The sequence below is a fragment of the Methylobacterium sp. 174MFSha1.1 genome (assembly GCF_900116815.1).
Taxonomy (GTDB): Bacteria; Pseudomonadota; Alphaproteobacteria; order Rhizobiales; family Beijerinckiaceae; genus Methylobacterium.
Genome location: NZ_FPCB01000022.1, coordinates 113,694 through 134,431, shown reverse-complemented (window position 1 = coordinate 134,431; position 20,738 = coordinate 113,694). Strand labels below are relative to the sequence as shown.

At 70.1% G+C, this 20,738-nt stretch carries 20 protein-coding genes and 1 pseudogene; 14 read left to right on the top strand and 7 right to left on the bottom strand.

Annotated features, from left to right (window positions below):
* Window positions 1-32: 32 nt before the first annotated feature.
* Complete coding sequence (locus tag BM430_RS20150; RefSeq protein WP_093569032.1) at window positions 33-269, bottom strand: hypothetical protein; 237 nt, start codon at window positions 267-269, stop codon at window positions 33-35.
* A gap of 272 nt (window positions 270-541) precedes the next feature.
* Here BM430_RS20150 and BM430_RS20145 point away from each other — a divergent pair, with 272 nt between their 5' ends.
* A complete protein-coding gene (locus BM430_RS20145; RefSeq protein WP_093569031.1) occupies window positions 542-1,921 on the top strand; it encodes an aspartate aminotransferase family protein in 1,380 nt (459 codons plus the stop codon).
* 14 nt (window positions 1,922-1,935) lie between these two features.
* Window positions 1,936-3,021, top strand: a complete 1,086-nt coding sequence (locus BM430_RS20140; RefSeq protein WP_093569030.1) for a tartrate dehydrogenase — start codon at window positions 1,936-1,938, stop codon at window positions 3,019-3,021.
* 289 nt (window positions 3,022-3,310) lie between these two features.
* Here BM430_RS20140 and BM430_RS20135 read toward each other — a convergent pair.
* Window positions 3,311-3,577: pseudogene (locus BM430_RS20135) on the bottom strand (rhodanese-like domain-containing protein); the annotation flags it as partial.
* Window positions 3,578-3,600: 23 nt separating this feature from the next.
* Window positions 3,601-6,081, bottom strand: a complete 2,481-nt coding sequence (locus BM430_RS20130) for a hybrid sensor histidine kinase/response regulator (RefSeq protein ID WP_093569028.1) — start codon at window positions 6,079-6,081, stop codon at window positions 3,601-3,603.
* 280 nt (window positions 6,082-6,361) lie between these two features.
* Between BM430_RS20130 and BM430_RS20125 the strand changes: the two genes are divergently transcribed.
* A complete protein-coding gene (locus BM430_RS20125; RefSeq protein WP_244539571.1) occupies window positions 6,362-6,811 on the top strand; it encodes a MarR family winged helix-turn-helix transcriptional regulator in 450 nt (149 codons plus the stop codon).
* Between the two features lie 181 nt (window positions 6,812-6,992).
* Here BM430_RS20125 and BM430_RS34115 read toward each other — a convergent pair whose 3' ends face one another.
* On the bottom strand, window positions 6,993-7,718 hold the full coding sequence (locus BM430_RS34115; protein WP_143132080.1) for a hypothetical protein: 726 nt from the start codon (window positions 7,716-7,718) through the stop codon (window positions 6,993-6,995).
* 216 nt (window positions 7,719-7,934) lie between these two features.
* Window positions 7,935-8,861, bottom strand: a complete 927-nt coding sequence (locus tag BM430_RS20120) for a LysR family transcriptional regulator (RefSeq protein ID WP_093569026.1) — start codon at window positions 8,859-8,861, stop codon at window positions 7,935-7,937.
* 26 nt (window positions 8,862-8,887) lie between these two features.
* On the opposite strand from BM430_RS20120, the gene BM430_RS20115 reads away from it, so the two are divergent.
* The 5 genes from BM430_RS20115 to BM430_RS20095 all read left to right on the top strand — a co-directional run bounded on the left by BM430_RS20115 (window position 8,888) and on the right by BM430_RS20095 (window position 14,069).
* Window positions 8,888-9,877, top strand: a complete 990-nt coding sequence (locus BM430_RS20115; RefSeq protein ID WP_280142285.1) for an NAD(P)-dependent oxidoreductase — start codon at window positions 8,888-8,890, stop codon at window positions 9,875-9,877.
* A gap of 14 nt (window positions 9,878-9,891) precedes the next feature.
* The gene (locus BM430_RS20110; protein WP_093569024.1) at window positions 9,892-11,448 is read left to right on the top strand and encodes an aldehyde dehydrogenase family protein; all 1,557 of its coding nucleotides are present in this window, start codon (window positions 9,892-9,894) and stop codon (window positions 11,446-11,448) included.
* A 62-nt stretch (window positions 11,449-11,510) separates the two neighbouring features.
* Window positions 11,511-12,884 carry a DUF3100 domain-containing protein gene (locus tag BM430_RS20105; protein ID WP_093569023.1) on the top strand — a complete coding sequence of 458 codons (1,374 nt, stop codon included), beginning with the start codon at window positions 11,511-11,513 and terminating at the stop codon, window positions 12,882-12,884.
* A 434-nt stretch (window positions 12,885-13,318) separates the two neighbouring features.
* Window positions 13,319-13,828, top strand: a complete 510-nt coding sequence (locus BM430_RS20100) for a hypothetical protein (protein ID WP_093569022.1) — start codon at window positions 13,319-13,321, stop codon at window positions 13,826-13,828.
* A 31-nt stretch (window positions 13,829-13,859) separates the two neighbouring features.
* Window positions 13,860-14,069: a hypothetical protein gene (locus BM430_RS20095; protein WP_093569021.1), complete on the top strand. Its 210-nt coding sequence runs from the start codon at window positions 13,860-13,862 to the stop codon at window positions 14,067-14,069.
* 210 nt (window positions 14,070-14,279) lie between these two features.
* Here the strand turns inward: BM430_RS20095 and BM430_RS20090 are convergent, their stop codons facing one another.
* A complete protein-coding gene (locus BM430_RS20090; protein WP_048429096.1) occupies window positions 14,280-14,474 on the bottom strand; it encodes a con-10 family general stress protein in 195 nt (64 codons plus the stop codon).
* A gap of 301 nt (window positions 14,475-14,775) precedes the next feature.
* Between BM430_RS20090 and BM430_RS20085 the strand changes: the two genes are divergently transcribed.
* The 6 genes from BM430_RS20085 to BM430_RS20065 all read left to right on the top strand — a co-directional run bounded on the left by BM430_RS20085 (window position 14,776) and on the right by BM430_RS20065 (window position 20,220).
* Window positions 14,776-14,994, top strand: a complete 219-nt coding sequence (locus BM430_RS20085; RefSeq protein WP_093569020.1) for a hypothetical protein — start codon at window positions 14,776-14,778, stop codon at window positions 14,992-14,994.
* A gap of 150 nt (window positions 14,995-15,144) precedes the next feature.
* The gene (locus BM430_RS34105; protein WP_143132077.1) at window positions 15,145-15,390 is read left to right on the top strand and encodes an AbrB/MazE/SpoVT family DNA-binding domain-containing protein; all 246 of its coding nucleotides are present in this window, start codon (window positions 15,145-15,147) and stop codon (window positions 15,388-15,390) included.
* The gene (locus BM430_RS20080) at window positions 15,344-15,778 is read left to right on the top strand and encodes a type II toxin-antitoxin system PemK/MazF family toxin (RefSeq protein WP_093569019.1); all 435 of its coding nucleotides are present in this window, start codon (window positions 15,344-15,346) and stop codon (window positions 15,776-15,778) included. Before BM430_RS34105 ends, BM430_RS20080 begins: the two co-directional genes overlap by 47 nt.
* 126 nt (window positions 15,779-15,904) lie before the next feature.
* On the top strand, window positions 15,905-18,949 hold the full coding sequence (locus tag BM430_RS20075; RefSeq protein WP_093569018.1) for an ABC transporter ATP-binding protein/permease: 3,045 nt from the start codon (window positions 15,905-15,907) through the stop codon (window positions 18,947-18,949).
* Complete coding sequence (locus BM430_RS20070; protein WP_093569017.1) at window positions 18,946-19,392, top strand: Crp/Fnr family transcriptional regulator; 447 nt, start codon at window positions 18,946-18,948, stop codon at window positions 19,390-19,392. The genes BM430_RS20075 and BM430_RS20070 overlap by 4 nt, the downstream gene beginning before the upstream one ends.
* Before the next feature lie 66 nt (window positions 19,393-19,458).
* Window positions 19,459-20,220, top strand: coding sequence for an SDR family NAD(P)-dependent oxidoreductase (locus BM430_RS20065; protein WP_093569016.1), 762 nt, complete (start codon window positions 19,459-19,461; stop codon window positions 20,218-20,220).
* A 4-nt stretch (window positions 20,221-20,224) separates the two neighbouring features.
* Here the strand turns inward: BM430_RS20065 and BM430_RS20060 are convergent, their stop codons facing one another.
* Window positions 20,225-20,668: a VOC family protein gene (locus tag BM430_RS20060; RefSeq protein WP_093569015.1), complete on the bottom strand. Its 444-nt coding sequence runs from the start codon at window positions 20,666-20,668 to the stop codon at window positions 20,225-20,227.
* Window positions 20,669-20,738: the final 70 nt, after the last annotated feature.

Here is a 20,738-nt window from a genome sequence, read left to right as displayed (position 1 = left end):
TCGACCGAGAGTTCGAGGTCAGGTGCGGACGATCACAGCCCGAGAATCTTCACGAGCGTCACCACGGCCCCCACCACGGCAGCCCCGGCCGTGAAGGCTGCGAAGATGGCGGTATACGGGGCGATTGTCGCATCGCGCGCCAGCTTGCGGGCCTCGGCGGACAGCTTCAGCCCCTCCTCGACGAACTTGCGGGTCTCGGCGTTCATCCGCTCGATGCGCGCCAGCTGCTCCTGCAGATCGGTGGTCGTCGGAGCAGCGGAGCCGGTCATCGGGGCAGATCTCTCATCGGTCGGAGGGCGACTCGTTCACCGTCACGACAATATGAGGAGCGCGGGCCCGCCCGTCGAGGAGGGAGATCGGTCAGACCGCGCAACGCCGCCCGCGCCGCCTGCCCGGAGCGGACGAGATCCCGGCCCGCCCGTCTTTTCTGCCGCCCCGCCCCGCCAAACCCGCACCCCGCGCGGCGTGGCGGGGCCAGATCGGCAAAATATCCCGCCGCCCTCCGCGCATGGTCGGGGCCCCGCCGCCCGGAGCCTGACCCATGCGCCCCAATTCCCTGATCGAGCTCGACCGCGACCACCTCATCCACCCGGTGATTTCGTGGAAGGGCCACGAGGCGCGCGGCGCCACGGTGCTGCAATCGGCGCAAGGCGCGTATCTCACCGATGCGGAAGGCCACACCCTGCTCGACGGGTTCTCGGGCCTGTGGTGCGTCAATGTCGGGTACGGCCACGAATCGATCGTCGAGGCGGCGGCCGAGCAGATGCGGCGGCTGCCCTACGCCACCGGCTATTTCCACTTCTCGAGCGAGCCGGCGATCCGGCTCGCCGCCCGCCTCGCCGAATTGGCGCCGGGCGACCTCAACCACGTCTACTTCACGCTGGGCGGCTCGGACGCGGTCGATTCGGCGGTGCGGTTCATCCGCTACTACTACAACGTCACCGGCCGGCCGGCGAAGAAGCACATGATCGCCCTGGAGCGGGGCTATCACGGCTCCTCGACCATCGGCGCCGGGCTCACCGCGATCCCCGCCTTCCACGACGGCTTCGACGCGCCGACCACCCTCCAGCACCACATCCCCTCGCCCTATCCCTACCGCAACCCGGCCGGCGACTCGGACGAGGCGGTGATCGCCGCCTCGGTGGCGGCCTTGACGGCCAAGGTCGAGGAACTGGGCGCGGACAACGTCGCGGCGTTCTTCGCCGAGCCGATCCAGGGTTCGGGCGGCGTGATCGTGCCACCGGACGGCTGGCTGAAGGCGATGCGCGACGCGGCGCGCGAGCTCGACATCCTGTTCGTCGCCGACGAGGTCATCACCGGCTTCGGCCGCACCGGCCCGCTCTTCGGCTGCGAGCATGACGGCGTGGTGCCGGACCTGATGACCACCGCCAAGGGCCTGACCTCGGGCTACAGCCCGATGGGCGCGGTGCTGATGTCCGACAGGATCTACCGCGCCATCGCGGATCATGCCCCGGCGGGCAAGCCGATCGGCCACGGCTTCACCTATTCGGCCCATCCGGTCAGCGCCGCGGTCGGCCTCGAGGTGCTGCGGCTCTACACCGAGGGCGGCCTTCTGGAGAACGGCCGCCGGGCCGGGGCGCGCTTCACCGCGGGCCTGCAGCGGCTGGCCGACCATCCCCTCGTCGGCGACGTGCGGGTGCGGGGCCTGCTGGCCGGCATCGAGCTCGTCACGGACAAGGCGAAGCGCACGAAGCCCTCGCTCGATCTCGGCATCTCCGGGCACCTCGCCCGCTTCGGCTACAAGAACGGCGTGATCTTCCGCGCCTTCGCGGACGACATCGTCGGCTTCGCGCCGCCGCTCTGCTGCACCGACGCGGACATCGACACCCTGCTCGCCCGCTTCGAGCAGACGCTGAACGACGTCCTCGACGTCGCCGACGTGCGCGCCGCCCTGGCGTGAGAAGGCTCTTCACCATGACCGGCAAGAACCGCCACTACCGCATCGCGGTGATCCCCGGCGACGGCATCGGCAAGGAGGTGGTGCCGGAGGGCGTCCGCGTCCTCGACGCCGCCGCGCAAAAATTCGGCTTCGGCCTCGACCTGCAGCACCACGAATTCGGCTCGTGCGACTACTACGCCGCGCACGGCACGATGCTGCCGGCGAACTGGAAGGACCTGCTCACCCCGACCGACGCGATCTTCTTCGGCGCCGTCGGCTGGCCGGCCACCGTGCCGGACCACGTCTCGCTCTGGGGCTCGCTCCTGCAGTTCCGGCGCGAGTTCGACCAGTACGTCAACCTGCGCCCCGTCCGGCTGATGCCGGGCGTCCCCTGCCCGCTCGCCGGCCGCGAGCCCGGCGACATCGACTTCTACGTCGTGCGCGAGAACACCGAGGGCGAGTATTCCTCGGTCGGCGGCACGATGTATCCGGGCACCGAGCGGGAGATCGTGATCCAGGAAACGGTGATGAGCCGCCACGGCGTCGACCGGATCCTCAAATACGCCTTCGACCTCGCGCAGTCGCGGGACAAGAAGCACCTGACCTCGGCCACGAAGTCGAACGGCATCGCCATCACGATGCCGTACTGGGACCAGCGCGTCGAGGCGATGGGCGAGGGTTATCCCGATGTCCGGCGCGACAAGTATCACATCGACATCCTGACGGCGCACTTCGTGCTCAATCCCGACCGGTTCGACGTGGTGGTGGGCTCGAACCTGTTCGGCGACATCCTGTCGGATCTCGGTCCCGCCTGCACCGGCACGATCGGCATCGCGCCCTCGGCCAACATCAATCCGGAGGGGCGCTTTCCCTCGCTGTTCGAGCCCGTCCACGGCTCGGCGCCGGACATCGCGGGCCAGGGCATCGCCAACCCGGTCGGCCAGATCTGGACCGCCGCGATGATGCTGGAGCATCTCGGGGAGGCCGAGGCGGCGACCGCCGTCGTGGCGGCGATCGAGACCGCGCTCCGCGAGCCGGCGTCCCGCACCCGCGACCTCAAGGGCACGGCGAGCACCCGCGAGGCGGGGGATGCGGTGCTGCGGGCGTTCGTGGCGGGGTGAGGCGTGGGACGGTCCGGATGCGAAGGTGTCCGGCCCGCTCCTCAACGGTGGCGCGAGGGCGTCATCGGGACATCCGACAGACCTGAAACCCTCCATCGTCATCCCGGGGCCGCGCAGCGGAACCTGGGATCCATAACCGCTGACGATGCCGCATGAAGCGGAGAGCTGGTGGCTCTATCCTGGAGCGTCAGCGTTTATGGATCCCGGATTCCGCTGCGCGGCCCCGGGGTGACGAGGAGCTGTGTCAGCACCTGCGCCAGACGCCCAGTCCAACGAGCCGAACAGGCTCTCAAACATCGACTTCCATAGCCAACCCGAAGCCCTCATCCACCCACCCGGTCACGCCACCGATCATTACCTTCACCGGCAATCCGAGTTCGGCGAGGTGCAGCGCGGCCTTGTCGGTGCCGTTGCAATGGGGACCGGCGCAGTAGACCACGAACAGGGTGCCGGCGGGCCACTCGGCCATGCGCCTCGGCGTCATCTTGCCCCGCGGCAGGTTGAGGGCGCCGGGGAGGTGGTCCTTCGCGGAAAGGGTCGGCCCGCGCATGTCGAGGGGAGCTTTGCCGGGCGCCGCTCCTAGGTCACCGTCACGGCTTTACCCCGCCGCGACCCGATCGCGCTCGCCAGCATGTGCGAGAGCTGCTCGGCCGAGTACGGCTTGTGCAGCAGCGGGAAGCCGTGCGACCCCTCCTGCGCCAGCACGTGGCTGTAGCCGGAGGTGAGGATCACCGGCAGGCCGGGATGGCGCCGGCGCAAGGTCTTGCCGAGTTCGATGCCGCCCATGCCCGGCATCACCACGTCGGAGAACACCGCGTCGTAGGCGGAATCCTGCGCCAGCACGTCGAGGGCGGCCTCGGCGCTGGTGACCCAGGTGGCGACGTAGCCGAGGTCGGTGAGGATCTGCGCGGCGAAGCGGCCGACCCCGACATTGTCCTCGACGAGGAGCACCCGCTGGCCGGCCCGGGCCGGCGCCAGGCCCTCGTCCACGGGGACCGGCCGGCTCGTCTCGTCGGGCGCCGCCACCTCGGGCAGGTAGAGGATGAAGGTGGAGCCCTCGCCCGGACGGCTCGTCACGTCGACGTCGCCGCCGGACTGCTTGGCGAAGCCGAAGACCTGGCTCAGCCCTAAGCCCGTGCCCTTGCCGACCTCCTTGGTGGTGAAGAACGGCTCGAAAATCTTCTCGATCACCGCAGGCGTCATGCCGGTGCCGGTATCGGTGAGCGCGATCGCCGCGAACGGCCCTCTTGCCGCGGCGTGGCCGCGGATCTCGGGCTTCTCAGCCCCGCAGGCGACGGCGAGGGTCAGAATCCCCTCCCCCTCCATCGCGTCGCGGGCGTTGACCGCCATGTTGATCAGCGCCGTCTCGAACTGGCTCAGATCCGCGCGCACGAAGCACGGCCGGTCCGGTCCTTCCGTCACCACGCGGATGCGCGCGCCGGTGACCGTGTCGAGCATGTCGGCGACGCCCTGGAGCCGGGCGACGACGTCGAACACCTCCGGCGCGAGCGCCTGGCGGCGGGCGAAGGCGAGGAGCTGGCCGGTGAGCTTGGCGGCGCGGTCGACCGTGTCGGAGACCGCGTCGAGGTAGCGGCGCTTGCGCGCCTCCGGCAGCTCGGGCCGGCGCAGGAAGTCCACCGACGAGCGGATGATGGTGAGCAGGTTGTTGAAGTCGTGGGCGACGCCGCCGGTCAGCTGGCCCACCGCCTCCATCTTCTGTGACTGCCGCAACGCCTCCTCGGCCTGGAGCAGGCGCTGCGCCCGCTCGCGCTGCTCGGTGACGTCGCGGGCGACGCAGTACAGGTTGCCCTCGAACGGCACCGCGCGCCAGGACAGGGTGCGGTAGCCCCCGTCCCGGGTGCGGAACCGGTTCTCGAACGAGGTCGTCGGCTCGCCGGTGCCGAGGTGGCGGATCTCGGACCGGGTCCGGTCCTGGTCCTCCGGGTGTTCGAGCCAGGCGGAGGTGCGGCCCACCACGTCCCCGGGCTCCCAGCCCAGGATCGTCGTCCAGGCCGGGTTGACGCTGAGCCAGACGCCGTCGGCATCGGCCACGCCCAGCATGTCGCGGCTCACCTGCCAGATCCGGTCGCGCTCGGCGGTCCGGGCCGCGACCTGGCGCTCCAGGGTCTCGTTGAGGCCGCGCAACGCGTCCTCGAGCCGGCGCCGGGCGGAGATGTCGTTGAACAGGATCGCGACGTGGCGGGCCTCCGGCGGATCGACCCGGAAGGCGTAGACCTCGTACCAGCGCTCGCCGAGCGCCTGCGCCGGCTGGACGAAGCGCACCGGCTCGCCGGTCAGCGCCACCCGGCCGTAGAGGTCGAACCAGTGCTGCTCGTGATCCGGGGCGAGTTCGCGCATCCAGCGCCCGGCCGCGCCGTCGAGGCCGGTCTGGCGCGCGAAGGCCGGGTTCACTTCCAGGAAGCGGTAATCCTCGGCCCGGCCCTGCTCGTCGAAGCGCAGGGCGACGACGCAGAAGCCGGCATCGATCGCCTCGAACAGCGTGCGGTAGCGCGCCTCGCTGCGCCGCAGGGCCTCCTCGGCCTCGCGCCGGCCGGTGATGTCGACGATGACCTCGAAGCCGGTGCCGTCCGAGAGGCGCGTCGCCGCGCACAGGCCCCAGAACCGCGAGCCGTCCTGGCGCAGGTATTCCCGCTCGGTCGAGTCCGAGCGGCCCCGCGCCTGCAGGTCGGCGATGACGCGCCGGGAGGTCGGCTGCCATTCCGGCGGCACCAGGGTGGCGCCGGTGAGCCGGCCGCGATCCAGGTCCTCACGGCCGTAGCCGCTCATCGCCAGGAAGGTGTCGTTGGCCTCCAGCACCCGGCCGGCCATGTCGAAGACGATCGCCCCGACGGTCTCGATGTCGAGGGCGGCGTGCAGGCGCGGATCCGTCAGGACGCCGCCCCCGTCCCGGGACCGTCCGGCCCGGGCCAGAGCCGCCTCGGTCAGGGCCGCCTCGGTGGCCGCCTCGGCCTTCGCCCGCGCCTGCTCCGCCGCCGCCAGGGCGGCGCGCAACCGCGCGTTCTCCGCGACGAGGTCCGGGCCGTCTCCGGGATCCGCCATTCCTCTCCCATCCGCACCGGCGCCGCGCGGTCTCGCGCGGGTCCGCCTCATCCCTGCCGCCCATATAGCGGAGGCGGGTCCGGCGTCTCCACCCTTGCTCCACCTTGCCTTGCTCCACCTTGCCTTGCTCCACCCTTGCCTTGCTCCACCCTTGCGTGCCCGGCCTCCCGCCGGCGACCATCCGCGGGGGCCGTGGCCGGCATCGGGGCCGCATTGCGGCGGGGCGGCGAAGGACGCATATCTCAGGACGACCCCGCGCCGACGGGGCCCGGAGGTGTGCGTGACGATCCCACCGACCCGTTGCAGCAACGCGGCCCTGCGCCGGGCGACGCGCAGCGTCGGGCAGCTCTACGACGACGCCCTGGCGCCGAGCGGACTGCGCACGACGCAGTTCGGCCTGCTCGGTACGATTCGCCGCCTCGGCAGCCCGACCATGGGGGAACTCGCCGACGCGATGGTGATGGACCTCTCGGGGCTCGCCCACACCCTGAAGCCCCTGACCCGCGACGGCTACGTCAGCGTGGTGCCCGACCCGCAGGACCGCCGGGCGCGGCGCATCGCCCTCACCCCCTCCGGCACCGCCAAGCTCGCGGAGGCGACGCCGCTGTGGCGCGCGGCCCAGGACCGCTTCGACGCCGCCTTCGGGCCCGATCAGGCCGACCTCCTGCGCGACCTCCTGCACCGGCTGGCCCGGCCGGAATTCCGGGAGGCGTTCGGGGCGGGATCCTGACTAATACGTTATTGTGCAGCATATACATTGCGGATTCCTAAATATTATATCAAATATTATGGCTGAAATGATCTACCAATGCCCCCATGCCTACTCTGAAATGATGATTGTATAAAACTTAATGCATGATAGATTGAAAGCAGCACGATCATTTATGCATACGCAGCGCGACTTTGATCGCTTACTCGTTGGATAGATAGCTTCTATTTTGTCCCGGACAAGCATATCTATTGGAAAAACCGCCTATAAAAGATGCGCATATTTTAACTATCCTTCTCTGATTTGGAAATAAAAGCGCATCATCCTTATACGACATCACCATCATCAAGTGTAGATACTTACTGCGATTAACTATTGCTTCATATTCAGCCTTATTTTCTACGAGCGTGGCGCCACTTGACGAACTTTTAAACTCGAACGATTGATATCTATTAGGTTGTAGCTCAATGTCTGTATCAATTTGATATTTTCCTTGTAAAATTCTCTCTTCAATTCCCTTGATTATAGGCGTACTTCCATTCAGGAAAGGACCCTGCTCTGACACAATCAGCACAGCCTCTCGGTTTAGTATATAAGCCGCGATATTGCCATTATTAATTACTTTTACCCTGTATATATACGCATTATCTTCTACGACTGGTTCTATTTCATATAACACCAAGCGAGATCCCAAAGAAGTACTTGTTTGTGATTTTGATACTAAATCATTATATCTAGACTCAATGTCTGATTTAGCATTTCGTTCATCGCGCCAAGCTAAAAATCCAGCGACAAAAACAGCAAGTGCGACGATATAAACCTCAAATCTCCTACGAGATTTCTCTGGAAATTTATCGTTGAGCCATTTGCGAAATCTGGGAAAAAGGCGATTGCTAATCTCAAAAGCTTCTGGGACCAGGCCGGTCACCAGCCACCACCAATGACCGAGAAGAGACTCAAAATATGCAGATAGATACGACATCATGCGATTAAGCTAGCACTAGCGGCCCTAGGAATGGTAGCCCGTTTTTGTCACCACGAGTGTTTTTCATTTATCCAACCTCAAAGCGCTAGCACATCGTATCGCATTTGCTCTAAGGCCAAAGCGGTGAAAAGAGTTTTATCTGAATAGTCGCTATACGTCTCAGCCATTGCCCCCTCCCGTTCCGTTCCCTGCCATCCCGCGGGCGAGGTGCTGCAGGAGCTTGGCCGCCGCCGGCGCGAGCTGGCGGCCGAGGCGGGTGACGATCCGGGCCTCGACGGCGGTGAGGCCGGGATCGGCCAGCGGCAGGGCGACCAGGAGGCCGTCGGCCACCTCCTGCGCGGCGCAGAAGGCCGGCAGCAGCGTCACGCCGGCGCCGGAGGCGACGAACTGCTTGAGCACGCCGATCGAGCCGGTGGTGAGCGCCGGATCCAACCGCGCGCCCTCCGCCCGCTCGGCGGCGGCGATGATCTGCCGGATGCCATAAGCCGGGTGCATCGTCCCGAGGCGGTGGCCGGCGAGATCCGCGAGGCGGACCGGGCCCGGATGGCCGGCGAGCGGGTGGTCGTGGCGCACCAGCACCCGGATCGGGTGCGGCATTGCCAGGTGGGTGCGCAGGCGCGGATCGGGCGGCGGGTTGTAGACGAGGCCGAGATGCACCTCGTCCTCGACGACGCGGCGTACCACGTCGTTGGTCGCCGCGAGGTCGAGGGTCATGGTCAGGTCGGGGTGGCGGGCCCAGAAGCCCTGGAGCAGGCCCGACATCAGGTCGCCGATGAAGCCCTCCCCCAGCACCACGTCGATATGGCCGCGGCGCAGGCCCTTCAGCTCGGTGAGCTTGGCCAGGATGTCCTCGCGGTCGGAGGTCTGGCGCCGGTAATAGTCGAGGAGGAGCGAGCCGGCCGGGGTCGCCCGCACGCCGCGGCGGTGGCGCTCGATCAGGGGCGTGGCGAGCTGCCCCTCCATCTGGGCGATCTGGCGGCTCACCGCCGAGGCGTTGACGTCGAGCTTGTCGGCCGCCGCGCGGACCGACCCGCAGCCGACCGCCTCCGCCAGGTAGCGCAGGCAGCGCTCGTCGAGGCTGTGCATCGATCGTCCTCCACCCGCCGGGTGCGTTGCCGGCAAGGCAACGCAAAATACCGGCCAGCGCCGTTCCGCTCAACGCCGACCTGCCCCAGTCTCCCGTTCCCAGAAGGCGCCGCGGCTCGGATCCCGGCGTCGCTTCCGGGAGACAGTCGGACATGCGGACGATCGGCGTCATCGGCTTGGGCAATATGGGCCGGGGCATGGCCCTCTCGCTGCGGCGGCGGGGCTTCGACGTGGTGGGCTACGATCCGGCGCCCGCCGCCCGCGGGACTTGCGCCGCGGACGGCATCGAGATCGCCGACGGAAACTCTGCGGTCTGGCGGGCCTGCGGCGCGGTGGTTCTGTCGCTGCCGACCCCCGAGGTGGTGGAGGCGGTGCTGCTCGGGCCCGACGGACCGCTCCACGGCGCCCAGCCCGGCCTCCTGATCATCGACACCTCGACCTCGGACCCGGCGGTCACCCGGCGCATCGCGGCGGCGCTCACGCCCGCCGGCATCGACCTGATCGACGCGCCGGTGAGCGGCGGGCCTAAGGGCGCGCATGCCGCGACGCTGACCATGGTGATCGGCGGCAGCGAGCGGGCGGTGGCCCGGGCCGAGCCGGTGCTCGCCGCCATGAGCGCGACGCGGGTCCATGTCGGCGATGTCGGCGCCGGCCACGTCACCAAGCTCGCCAACAACCTGCTCTGCGCCGCCCACCTGATCACCGCGGCGGAAGCGGTGCGGATGGCGAAAGAAGCCGGGGTCGATCCCGAGCGCCTGCTCGCCGGGATCAATGCGGGCTCCGGCCGCAGCGGCGTGACCCAGGTGAACTTCCCGACCTGGGTGCTCAACGGCGCCTTCGATTCCGGCTTCACCATGAAGCTGATGCGCAAGGACCTGCGCCTCGCCGCGGGCGTGATTGCCGGGCTCGGCCTCGACCTGCCGCTCTCGGGCGAGGCCGTCCGGCTGTGGCGCGACAGCACCGGGATCCCGGACGACGCCGACTTCAACGCCATCGTCAAGCTTCAGCTGAACTGATCGGGAGACGCGTCATGACCGAGACCCGCCCGCAGGCGCTCGCCGCACTCCTGCGCCCGTTCTTTCCCGAGACCGCCACCGTCGGATCTTGCATCGGATCCTGGATCGACGGCCGCCTCGTCCCCGGCACCGGCGAGCCGGTGCGCCTCGTCGATCCCGCCACCGGCCTCCTGCTCGCCGAGTATCCGGATGCCGGTGCCTCCGTGGTGGCCGAGGCCGCGACGGCCGCGAAGGCCGGCCAGGCCCGCTGGGCCGCGCTCACCGGCGCCGCCCGCGGCCGGGTGATGCAGGAGATCGCGCGGGCGATCCGCGCCGAGATCGAGCCCCTCGCCCGCCTCGAGGCGCTGAATGCCGGCAAGCCGATCCGCGATTGCCGCGTCGAGGCGACCAAGGTCGCGGAGATGTTCGAGTATTACGCCGGCTGGGCCGACAAGCTGCACGGCGAGGTGATCCCGGTCCCGACCAGCCACCTCAACTACACGCGCCGCGAGCCCGTCGGCGTGGTGCTGCAGATCACGCCCTGGAACGCCCCGGTCTTCACCTGCGGCTGGCAGCTCGCCCCGGCGCTCGCCGCCGGCAACGCGGTGCTGCTCAAGCCCTCGGAGCTCACCCCCCTGACCTCGCTCGCCGTGGCGGCGCTCGCCGAGCGGGCCGGGCTCCCTCCGGGCGTCGTCAACGTGCTCGCCGGCTACGGCCACACCACCGGGCAGGCGGCGCTCGCCGACAAGGCGGTGGCGAAGGTGGTGTTCGTCGGCTCGCCGGCCACCGGCGCGAAGATCGCGGAGGCGGCGGCCCGTCACCTCAAGCCCTGCGTGCTCGAACTCGGCGGCAAGTCGGCCAACATCGTCTTCGCCGATGCCGACCTGGAGCGGGCCTGCCTCGGCGCGCAAGCCGCGATCTTCGCCGGCGCCGGCCAGTCCTGCGTCGCCGGCTCGCGGCTCCTCGTCGAGCGCCCGGTCTACGACCGCTTCGTCGCGATGCTGGCGGAGGGCGCGAACCGCATCCGCGTCGGCGATCCCCTCGACCCGCAGACGGAAGTCGGGCCGATCAACAACGCCACCCAGTACCGCCACGTGCTGGCGATGATCCGCGGTGGCCTCGACCAGGGCGCGCGGCTCGCCGCCGGCAGCGACGGCACGGTGCAAGAGGGGGGCGACCAAGAGGGCGGCTATTACGTGCGCCCGACGATCCTGGCCCAGGCCGACAACGCGATGGACTGCGCCCGCACCGAGATCTTCGGGCCGGTGGTGACGGTGATCCCGTTCGACACGGAAGGCGAGGCGGTCGCGATCGCCAACGATTCCGAGTTCGGCCTCGCCGGCGCGGTCTGGACCCGCGACGTCGGCCGCGCCCACCGGGTCGCGGCGGCCGTGCGGGCCGGCACCTTCTGGATCAACGCCTACAAGACCATCCACGTCGCCTCGCCCTTCGGCGGCTCGGGGCGCAGCGGATACGGGCGCTCCAGCGGCGTCGAGGCCCTGCACGAATACACCCAGGTCAAGAGCGTCTGGGTCGAGACGGCGGCCGCCCCCGCCGCCTCGTTCGGCTACGCCCCCGGCGTCGGCGCCTGACACGTCCTCCGGTCCGGGAGGCGGCCCCTCCCGGACCGCCCCCGCACCGGAGACTGTTTTCGATGACGAGCGCCACCCTGGCGACCGGCAATCCCGCCGTCGCGCCCGTACCTCATTCCGCTCCGCCGGCCGGCCGCACCGGCATCCTGATCCTGTTCGGCCTCGCCCTCGCGGTGGTGACCCTGGCCGAGGCGATCGGCAACGTCGCCATCCCGCTCGGGCACGGCAAGATCATCCTGCTGCCCCTGCTCTGGGCGCTCCTGATGGGCGGGGGCCTCGGCCTCGCCGCACCCCGCCTGCCGCAGGCCTTGCGGCTGCCGGTGTCGCTCCAGCACGCGGCGGGCGCGATCCTGCAGCCGGCCCTGCTGCTCTTCGTCGCTAAGCTCGGCCTCCTCGTCGGCGGCTCGCTGCCGAAGATCTTAGGGGCCGGCTGGGCCCTCGCCTTCCAGGAATTCGGCCACTTCTTCGGCACGATGGTGTTCGGCCTGCCGGTCGCCTTGCTGCTCGGCCTCAAGCGCGAGGCGATCGGCGCCACCTTCTCGGTCGGGCGCGAGCCGAGCCTCGCGATCATCGGCGAGCGCTACGGCATGGATTCGCCGGAAGGCCGCGGCGTGCTCGCCGAGTACCTGACCGGCACGGTGTTCGGGGCGGTGTTCATCGCCGTGCTGGCCGGGCTGATCGCGAGCCTCGGGATCTTCAACCCGCTGGCGCTCGCCATGGGCGCCGGCGTCGGCTCCGGCAGCATGATGGCGGCCGCTGCCGGCGCCATCGCGGCGCAACAGACGCCCGAGATGGCCAAGGAAGTCGCCACCTTCGCGGCGGCGAGCAACCTCATCACCACCACCATCGGCACCTACTTCACCCTGTTCCTGTCGCTGCCCTTCACGGTCTGGGCCTACGGCGTGCTGGAGCCGGTCCTCGGCCGAGGCCGCGGCCGGACGGAGGCCGCGCCCGAACCGGCCAAGGCCGTGACGGCACACGCCGCCCCGGCCTTCGGCCTGCCGGCCCTGGTCCTGATCTGGCTCGCCACCGCTTCGTTCGGGCTCGTCGGAAACTGGCTGACCTACGGCACGCGGCCCGACGGGCAGGTGCTGCTCGGGGCCGCGATCATCGTCGGCGCGGTGGTCGTGGGCGAGGCGCTCTATCGCCTCGCCGGGCGGAGGCTGCCGGCGGTGGTGTGGGTCTCGCTGATCGGCATGGCGCTCACCTATCCGGGCACGCCGTTCTCGGCCGAGATCGCGGCGGCGACGGGCCGGATCAACTTCCTGGCGCTCGCCACCCCGATCCTCGCCTTCGCGGGCCTGTCGCTCGCCAAGGACTTTCCGGCCTTCCGGCGCCTCGGCTGGCGCATCGTGGTGGTGTCGTTCATGGCCAATGCCGGCACCTTCCTCGGCGCGGCCCTGATCGCCCAGTTCTGGATGCACCCGCCGCTGTGACGCCGTCACGGGCCGGGCGCGGTCGCATCACCGCCCCGGTGCCGCGCGCGAACTTTCGCTAGACTTGGCAGTTGTCGAACTCACGGCCCCAATACGAAAGAACGGGCCGGATCAGGATCCGGCCCGTTGGAAGAGTTTCCGGCCAATGCACAAGGGGAATGCGGGGAGGACCAGGTGGCCGGGTTGCAACATCAACGGGAATCCTCACCGATTGGTTCCACGGAGCCGGACGCGACGATCCTTTTTCGTTGCCTGTGGCGGAATTGACGCGCTTTATCGCCCAGCCTGCCGCGCGCCCGCCGGTTAACGAGAGGTTGACGGGGTCCCTCGCATTCGCGCCATGAACTGTCCCGTGCCGGCACCGTCGCGGGAACTACTTGGCGCGGGTCCGCGTTAAGGAAGCAATCTCAAGCTTCGCCGCGAGGGCCTCGCGTATGCTCCGCCCGCACTTCTTCCTCGGCATTACGGTCCCGGCCGCGTTCCTCGCCCTGGTGGGGCAGCCGCTGATCGAGCACTCCGTCGGCGCGGTCGCCCGCCCGGCCGTCGAGCAGGCGGCGATCAAGGGCGATCGGCTCGCGCCGGTCCGGCCGGCCGCGAAGGCGCAGGTCCCGGTGGCGGTCGAGATCACCGGGCTCGGCGCCGCCAAGGTCACCCTGCGCAACGCCGCCGGGGACGTCGTCTACCAGGCCGATTCGACCCGCAACACGACGCTGGTCGCCCGCGACACCGCGATCCCCCACGTGACGGTGCGCGAGCGCGCCGGCACCCCGGTGGCGCAGCGCGATCCGGTCCCCGCGGGCCAGGCCGTGCGGCGGATGCCCGAAGGCTGCGAGGGCGCGATCAGCGGGCTCGCCGGCCACGAGGCCCGCCGCCTGCTGCCGAGCCGCTGCCTGGCGGATGCCGGCGACGTCCTGCCGGCCGGCCTCTCCCTCGCGACGCTTTGACGAACTCCTTCGACGCCAACGGACCTCAGCCATGATCGATCTGCGCGAATACGAGGTGCCCTCGCCTCAGCCGCCGGCCCCGGAGCGGATCCACCGCGACGGATACCACGTCGAGCCCGATGCCGACCGGCTCGCCAGCCTGCTCGCCGGGGTCACGGCCGTGCGGCCGGTTGACGACGTGGTCTGCCTCCATCTGGCGCGGCGCAATCTCGTGGTCACGGCGCGACCGCTGGCCGCCTGATCCCGCGAACGACGAAGCCCCCGGGCGCCAATTGCGCCCGGGGGCTTCGTCGTGTCCGGACGCTACTGTGACGGCCCATGCTGATGCGCCGGAGGTGAGATGGTCTCCCTCCGGCGCATGAGTGTGGGTCTCAACGTATCCGCAAAGCCGTGTCAGGCCCGCGGCCCGGTCCGGCCGGGCGTTCCTCCGCCGGCTCGGGGCCGGCACGCCTTACTCGTCAGTGGCGCGGCCGCTGCCCGAGGCCTGGCCGCCCTTGCGGCCGGCGGACGAGGCCAGTTCGCGATCCTGCGAGAAGGACCGCTTCTCGGCCGGCACGGAGCGGCCGCCCTTGCTGGCGATCTCGCGCTGCCGCTCCAGGTCCATGGACGCGAAGCCGCGCTTCGAGGTCGAATTTCCGGTAGCCATGTTTACCTCCTTGGCCGTGTTCTCAGTCCGGACAACCTTCAGCGGAAATGATGGTTCCTGCCACGCATGCGGGCCGGCGGAGAGATGGTCCCGATTCGGGGCAGTACAGGCAAGCCCCCCGGGGCACCGCCCACCCCCGGATGCCGCCGGTGACTTGCGCTAACACCGAGCGCGCCTAGCGAAACCTGCCGGCAGGCGCCGCCGCGGGGCGGAACCGGGCGGGTGGGCCGGCGTTCGCTCCGGACTCCGCGGTGGAGCGGCCTGCGGCCGCCCGCCGCATCGCACGCTCCCGGAGCAGTCGATGACCAACAAGACCATGGTGAGCCCCGAGGCCGCCGCCCATCCCGAGACCGCGCCCGTGCCGAACCGCGCCGCCCCGCCACCGATGCCGGCCGAGGAGGGCAGCCCGCACCCGACCACGACCGAGGAGCCGGGCGATTCGCCCCAGCCCAACCGCCAGTTCGGCGACGAGCCGATCGGCGGTCTGACCACCCGCAAGGAATACACCCGGCGGGATTGAGCGTGGCGCTGCCGGATTCCCGCCGCATCATCGCCGGGGCGACGAGGCGGCGGGATGGCGCGGATCAGGGCTTGTGCCGGCCGGCATCAGTTGTATATACATCGTATCGACTCCCCGCTCGCGCGACGGCGCATGTGCGTGAGGTTTCCCATGCGTGTTCAGTTCGCCAGATGGGGCAACAGCGTTGCCGTCCGCATTCCGAGCCAGGCTTTGCGCGAACTCGGGGCGACCGAGGGAATGTCGGCCGACTTGAGCGTCGAGTCCGGAAAAATCGTCGTGACGCCGATCGGCTCCAAGCCGCGCTACACGCTCGAAGAGCTGATGGCGACGTTCAAGGACGAGCACGTTCATGAAGAACATTTCGCGGATCGTCCGCGAGGCGAAGAGCTCCCCTGACGGCCCCTATTGTCCCGACGCGGGTGACGTCGTCGCACTCGATTTCAGTCCGCAGGCGGGCCGCGAGCAGGCCGGGGCACGTCCCGCCCTCGTGCTGAGCTCCCGCCTCTACAACGAGCGGGCCCGGCTGTGCATGGTTTGCCCGATCACCAGCACGGTGCGGGGTGGGCCATTCGAGGTAGCGGTGCCGGCCGGGATCGCACTTCCCAAGGGAGTGGGCGTGATCGACGGCGCGTCCGAGGGCGAATTGCGGGGCGTGATCCTGTCGGATCAGGCGAAGAGCCAGTCCTGGCAGCATCGGGGCTGCGTCATGATCGGGGTCGTGCCTGCCTCGAGCCTCGCCGAGGTGCGGGCCCGCGCGGCGGCCGTGATGGGTTACACCGAGTAAGATGATGGCCGGGCATGGCCCCGCCCGCGGTCGACCGGCCGTTGACGCAGCCGCAGTTTCCAGTCCCGCTCCGGCCCTCTACACAAGCAGATGGGATCCGGGCGGGATCCGGGACGGCGGACCGGCATGAGCGGCGGGGCGGAAGCGGCGGAGCGGACGGGCGGCGGCATCGCTCCGGCGGCGGGCGGAGCCCCGGCGCGCGGGGACCGCGCCACCGGGCGGGACCAGGCACAGGATCGGGCGCAAGATCAGATCGCCGCCGCCCGGTCCGGCAACGACCCGGAGGCCGGCGACGCCTCGGGCGGCCTCGACCGCAGCCTGTTCCGCTACATCTGGCGCCACTCGAAGCGCGACCAGATCCTGATCTGCGCCGTCGTGCTGTCCTCGCTGCCGCTCTACTTCGCCTCCCTCGACCTGCCGCGGCGCATCGTCAACGAGGCGATCCAGGGCCACGCCTTCGAGAAGGGCAACGAGACCGCCAAGTTCCTGGTCCTGCGCCTGCAGATGCCAGACTGGTTCGGCCACGACATCGCGCTGTTCTCGGGCTTCGACGTCGACCGGTTCGAGCTGCTGTTCGGCCTCTCGTCGATGTTCCTGCTGCTGGTGCTGATCAATGGCGCCTTCAAGTACTGGATCAACGTGGCGAAGGGGGCGCTCGGCGAGCGCATGCTGCGGCGCCTGCGGTTCCAGCTGTTCTCGCTGATCATGCGCTTCTCGCCCGACGCGCTGCGCCACACCAAGGCCTCCGAGGTCGCGACGATCATCCGCGACGAGGTCGAGCCGATCGGCGGCTTCATCGGCGACGCCTACATCCTGCCGGCCTTCCTCGGCACCCAGGCCGCCACCGCGATGGCGTTCATCCTGCTCCAGAACGTCTGGCTCGGGCTGCTCGCCGCCGGCGTCGTCGGAGTGCAGTTCGTGGTGATCCCCCGCCTGCGGCGCGAATTGCTGCGCCTCGGGCGCCAGCGCCAGCTCGCCTCGCGCCGCCTCGCCGGCCGGGTCGGCGAGGTGGTGGACGGCATCGCGGCGGTGCATTCCAACGGGGCCGAGGCCTGGGAGCGGGCCGAGATCGGCCACCGCCTCGGCGGATTGTTCGACCTGCGCCTGCGCATCTACCGGCGCAAGTTCATGGTCAAGTTCCTGAACAACCTGCTCGCGCAGATGACGCCGTTCCTGTTCTACTGCATCGGCGGCTACTTCGCGCTGAAAGGCCAGCTCAGCATCGGCCAGCTCGTCGCGGTGATCGCCGCCTATCGCGACCTGCCGCCGCCCCTGAAGGAGCTGATCGACTGGGACCAGCAGCGCCTCGATGTGCAGGTGAAGTACGAGCAGGTGCTGCAGCAATTCCTGCCCGAGCGGCTGCTCGGGCTCGACGCGCCGGGGCGCGACGAGTCGCTCTGCGGGCGGCTCGCCGCCGAGGGCGTTGGCGTCCAGGAACCGCACGGGCCGGTGCTCGCCAACGTCTCCCTGAGCCTGCCGCTGCCGGCCCTCGTCGGCATCGTCAGCGACGGCGGTCCGGCCGCCTCGACCTTCGGCCGGGTGCTGGCGCGGCGCACGGTGCCGACCTCCGGACGGATCACCCTCGAGGACCACGATCTCGCGGAATGGTCCGGCGCGGCGCTGACCCGGCGCATCGCGTATGCGGGGGTCGACCCGATCCTGTTCCCGGGCTCGCTGCGCGACAACATCGTCTACGGCCTCAACCGACGGCCGCCCGAGGGTGCCGCCGCCGACGCGAAGGCGCTCGCCGAGGCCCGCCGCACCGGCAACCCGGTCGAGCCGTTCCCGGCCGACTGGATCGACTACGCCCAGGCCGGCGTCGCGGATGCGGCCGCCCTCGACGCCCTGATCCTCGACTGGCTCACCCGCATCGGCATGGGCGAGGAGGTCTACCGCTTCGGCCTCCTCGGCCAGGTCGATCCCGAGCGCCATCCGGACCTCGCCGCCCGGCTGATCGAGGCGCGGATCGCCTTCCGCGAGCGCCTGGCGGCGGAGGGGCACGCGAACCTCGTCGAGCCGTTCGACCCCGCCCGCTACAACCGGCAGGCGACGGTGGCCGAGAACCTGCTGTTCGGCGTGCCGACCACCACGGCGCTGACCGGGCGGGCGCTCGCCGAGCACGCGGTGGTGCGCCTCGTCCTCGACCGCACCGGGCTCGCCGACGACCTCGTCACCATGGGCGAGCGGATCGCCGCCACGATGCTGGAGATCTTCCGCGGCCTGCCGAGCGGCCACCCGCTGTTCGAGCAGTTCTCGTTCCTCTCCGCCGACGAGCTGCCGGAATTCGAGGCGATCCTCGCCCGCCGCACCGCCACCGAGGCCTCCGCCGAGCGCCACGGCGGCGGCAGGCTCAACCGGATCCGGCGGCGCTGGATCGGGCTCGGCCGCTACGGCTCGGCCGACGCGACCCGGCTCATCGCCCTGCCGCTCGCCTATATCGAGCCCCGCCACCGCCTCGGCCTGATCGACGACGCGTTTCGCGACCGGCTCGTCGCGGCGCGGGCGGAGCTGCGCGCCGCCCTCGACGAGGCCGGGATGGGGGGCGTCGACTTCTACGACCCCGACCAGGTCTGCGCCGCCGCCCCCTTGCGCGACAACCTGCTGTTCGGCCGCATCAACCAGTCGGTCGCCGACGCCGTCGAGACCGTGACGGCGACCGGCACCGCCCTGGTGCAGGAGATGCAGCTCGCCCCCGCCATCACCCGGGTCGGGCTCGACCACCAGGTCGGCCCGGAGGGGCGCTTCCTGTCGAGCGTGCAGCGGGCGGTGGTGAGTCTGGTGCGGGCGCTGATCCGGCGGCCGGACCTGCTCGTCCTCGACGGCGCCCTGTCGCCGATGGGCGAGAACCGCGCCCGCACGGTGCTGGGCCTGCTGCTGGAGCGGTTCGGGCGCGAGAACAGCCTCGTGGTGGTGCTGCCGAACGACCGCGTCGCCGACCGGTTCGCCCTGGTGCTGCGGGCCGCCGGCACGCAGATCCACGGGCCGGAGACGCCCGCGGCCGTTCCGGCCTCGCCCAGCGGAGACGAAACCTCCCGGACCGGCAGCGAAGCTTCCGGTGCGGAGGCGCCGGCGGGGGCTGGCATTGCGGCGCCGGCTGCGGCAGTCTCCGCACGCGCCGAGGACGAGACGAGGCCGGAACCGGCGCGCGTCGAGCAGGATGTGAAGGCATGACGCTTGAGACCGAGGTGCAGTCGCTGCGCCAAGTGCCGATGTTCCGCGAGGTGGATCCGGCCCGCCTGAAGCTGCTCGCCTTCACCAGCGAGCGGGTTCACTTCGCCGACGGGCAGCGCTTCTTCGACCGGGGCGACGCGGCGGATGCGGCCTACCTGATCCTGGAGGGCGAGGCGGCCGTCACGCTCGACGGGCCGCAGGGGCCGATCCGCCTGGCTTTGCTCGGCGCCAACGCCCTCGTCGGCGAGATGGGCATCCTGGCCGACCAGCCGCGCTCCGCCACCGTGACCGCGGTGGTGCCGACGACGGCGCTCCGCATCGACCGGCGAGTCTTCCTCGAACTTTTGAGCCAGTTCCCGCAGATCGCCATCGCGGTGATGCGCGAGCTCGCCCACCGCCTCGAGATGACCAACCAGCAGCTCGCCCAGACGCGGACCGGCTGAGACATAAGATCAACGAGGCGTGCCCATGAACGAGGCATGCCCGGCCAATCGATTCGGGGAAGCGCCATGGATCTCGCCGCCGGCCTGAAGGGCCGCCACGTCCTCGTCACCGGCGCCTCGAGCGGCCTCGGCGACCATTTCGCCCGGCTCTGCGCCGGGTGCGGCGCCAGCGTCACCGTGGCGGCACGGCGCAAGGAGAAGCTCGACGCCCTGGTGCGGGACCTGGAAGCCGCGGGCGCGCCCGCGGCCCGGGCGGTCGCCCTCGACGTCGCCGACCCGGATTCGGTGACGGCCGCCTTCGCGGCCCTGCACGCCCTGCCCGACGTGGTGGTCAACAATGCCGGCATCGCCGAGGGCGGCGCGGCGATCGACGTCGACATCGCGACCTTCGACCGGGTGATCGACACCAACCTGCGCGGGGTCTGGGCGGTGTCGACGACGGCGGCCCGGGCCTGGCGCGATGCCGGCCGCGGCGGCGTCATCGTCAACGTCGCGTCGATCCTCGGGCTCCGGGTCTCCGGGGGCGTGGGTCCCTACACGGTGTCGAAGGCCGGCGTGGTGCAGATGACCCAGGCGCTCGGCCTCGAATGGGCCCGCTACGGCATCCGGGTCAACGCCCTGGCCCCGGGCTATATCGGCACCGACATCAACCGCGACTTCTTCGAGACGCCGCCCGGCCAGGCGATGCTCAAGCGCATCCCGATGCGCCGGCTGGGCCGCCCGGAGGACCTCGACGGCGCCTTCCTGCTGCTCGCCGGCGACGCCTCCGGCTGGATGACCGGGGCGACGCTGCCGGTCGATGGCGGGCACCTCGTCTCGGGGCTGTGAGGCCTCAGTTGCCCGGGTAGGTGATGAACTCTATCAACGACCCGTCCGGATCCCGGAAATAGACGCTGATCCCCTCGCCGACCGCGCCGTGGCGCGGCACCGGGCCGAGTTCGACCGGGACGCCGTGGCTTTCGAGATGGACGATCGCCTCCTCGATCGGTCCGTGCCAGCGGAAGCAGAGATCGCTGTTGCCGGGCATCACCGGGACCTGGGCCCGCGGCTCGCCGATCTGGCCCGGCCCGTGGCAGTTCAGCTGCACGCCGCCAAAGCGGTAGGCGTAGCCGCGCCCGACCGGGATCACCTCGGCGCCGAGGATATCTCGGTAAAAGGCGGTGGAGCGCTCCCAGTCCGAGACGTGGATGACGCAGTGGTCGAGGTGGATCGCCGGACGGACGACCGTCTCCGGCACCTCGGGCACGAGTTCGGGGAGGATCTCGGTCTCCGGCATCGTCGATGTTCCATGCGGGTCGTGGGCCCGAGGGACAAATCCGGGTCGCGCGCCGGAGGTTCCGCACCGG

What these genes read in the sequence shown, in the direction of transcription:
- BM430_RS20150 (WP_093569032.1), bottom strand. Translation starts at nt 269, where the DNA reads ATGACCGGCTCCGCTGCTCCGACGACCACCGATCTGCAGGAGCAGCTG.
- BM430_RS20145 (WP_093569031.1), top strand. Translation starts at nt 542, where the DNA reads ATGCGCCCCAATTCCCTGATCGAGCTCGACCGCGACCACCTCATCCAC.
- BM430_RS20140 (WP_093569030.1), top strand. Translation starts at nt 1,936, where the DNA reads ATGACCGGCAAGAACCGCCACTACCGCATCGCGGTGATCCCCGGCGAC.
- BM430_RS20130 (WP_093569028.1), bottom strand. Translation starts at nt 6,081, where the DNA reads ATGGCGGATCCCGGAGACGGCCCGGACCTCGTCGCGGAGAACGCGCGG.
- BM430_RS20120 (WP_093569026.1), bottom strand. Translation starts at nt 8,861, where the DNA reads ATGCACAGCCTCGACGAGCGCTGCCTGCGCTACCTGGCGGAGGCGGTC.
- BM430_RS20110 (WP_093569024.1), top strand. Translation starts at nt 9,892, where the DNA reads ATGACCGAGACCCGCCCGCAGGCGCTCGCCGCACTCCTGCGCCCGTTC.
- BM430_RS20105 (WP_093569023.1), top strand. Translation starts at nt 11,511, where the DNA reads ATGACGAGCGCCACCCTGGCGACCGGCAATCCCGCCGTCGCGCCCGTA.
- BM430_RS20100 (WP_093569022.1), top strand. Translation starts at nt 13,319, where the DNA reads ATGCTCCGCCCGCACTTCTTCCTCGGCATTACGGTCCCGGCCGCGTTC.
- BM430_RS20095 (WP_093569021.1), top strand. Translation starts at nt 13,860, where the DNA reads ATGATCGATCTGCGCGAATACGAGGTGCCCTCGCCTCAGCCGCCGGCC.
- BM430_RS20090 (WP_048429096.1), bottom strand. Translation starts at nt 14,474, where the DNA reads ATGGCTACCGGAAATTCGACCTCGAAGCGCGGCTTCGCGTCCATGGAC.
- BM430_RS20085 (WP_093569020.1), top strand. Translation starts at nt 14,776, where the DNA reads ATGACCAACAAGACCATGGTGAGCCCCGAGGCCGCCGCCCATCCCGAG.
- BM430_RS34105 (WP_143132077.1), top strand. Translation starts at nt 15,145, where the DNA reads ATGCGTGTTCAGTTCGCCAGATGGGGCAACAGCGTTGCCGTCCGCATT.
- BM430_RS20080 (WP_093569019.1), top strand. Translation starts at nt 15,344, where the DNA reads ATGAAGAACATTTCGCGGATCGTCCGCGAGGCGAAGAGCTCCCCTGAC.
- BM430_RS20075 (WP_093569018.1), top strand. Translation starts at nt 15,905, where the DNA reads ATGAGCGGCGGGGCGGAAGCGGCGGAGCGGACGGGCGGCGGCATCGCT.
- BM430_RS20070 (WP_093569017.1), top strand. Translation starts at nt 18,946, where the DNA reads ATGACGCTTGAGACCGAGGTGCAGTCGCTGCGCCAAGTGCCGATGTTC.
- BM430_RS20065 (WP_093569016.1), top strand. Translation starts at nt 19,459, where the DNA reads ATGGATCTCGCCGCCGGCCTGAAGGGCCGCCACGTCCTCGTCACCGGC.
- BM430_RS20060 (WP_093569015.1), bottom strand. Translation starts at nt 20,668, where the DNA reads ATGCCGGAGACCGAGATCCTCCCCGAACTCGTGCCCGAGGTGCCGGAG.